Origin of the sequence: Streptococcus sp. ST14 (genome assembly GCF_046098195.1) — a bacterium.
Lineage (GTDB): Bacteria > Bacillota > Bacilli > Lactobacillales > Streptococcaceae > Streptococcus.
This window is the reverse complement of the sequence record NZ_JBJUSF010000063.1, coordinates 1-1,018: the sequence shown is the minus strand read 5'-3', so window position 1 is coordinate 1,018 and position 1,018 is coordinate 1. Positions and strand designations below refer to the sequence as shown.

1 protein-coding gene is annotated in these 1,018 nt (G+C 36.5%); it reads left to right on the top strand.

Annotation, left to right across the window (positions count from 1 at the left end; translation table 11 throughout):
* Nucleotides 1-124: 124 nt before the first annotated feature.
* On the top strand, nucleotides 125-1,018 hold an 894-nt coding region (locus ACIY19_RS10795; protein ID WP_409003400.1), incomplete at its 3' end, for an ISL3 family transposase.

The following is a 1,018-nucleotide window of genomic DNA, read 5'->3' as shown; positions in this document are numbered from 1 at the left end:
GGCTCTATAATATTTGTAGTGGGTAAATCCTCTATAGATATTATGGAGCCTATTTTTGTATAGAAAAAAAGTCCCATAAGATCTATAATGAAAAGCGACCAAACAACTCATTAGAAAGATTCATATGGAACAATTACATTTTATCACAAAACTGCTCGATATCAAAGACCCTAATATCCAATTTATGGATATCATCAATAGGGATACACACAAGGAAATTATCGCTAAACTGGATTATGAGGCCCCCTCTTGTCCTGATTGCGAAAGTCAAATGAAGAAATATGACTTTCAAAAACCGTCTAAAATTCCTTACCTCGAAACGACTGGTATGCCTACTAGAATTCTACTTAGAAAACGTCGTTTTAAGTGCTATCAGTGTTCAAAAATGATGGTTGCTGAGACTCCTCTAGTAAAGAAAAATCATCAAATTCCTCGTATCATCAACCAAAAAATTGCTCAGAAGCTGATTGAAAAAACTTCTATGACCGATATTGCCCATCAGCTAGCCATCTCAACTTCAACTGTCATTCGCAAGCTCAATGACTTCCGTTTTAAGCATGATTTTTCTCGTCTGCCTGAGATTATGTCTTGGGATGAGTACTCCTTTACAAAGGGAAAAATGAGTTTCATTGCACAAGATTTTGAAAAGCTCAATATCATCACTGTTCTCGAGGGAAGAACACAAGCTATTATTCGAAATTACTTTCTTAAATATGATAGAGTCGTCCGATGTCGAGTGAAAATCATTACTATGGATATGTTTAGCCCTTACTATGACTTGGCTAAAAAGCTTTTTCCAAACGCTAAAATCGTGTTGGATCGTTTCCATATTGTCCAACACATGAGCCGTGCTATGAGTCGTATGCGTGTCCAAATCATGAATCAGTTTCATCGAAAATCCCATGAATACAAGGCTATCAAGCGTTACTGGAAACTCATCCAACAAGATAGTCGGAAACTCAGCTATAAACGTTTTTATCGCCCTACTTTTCGCATGCACTTGACGAATAAAGAAATT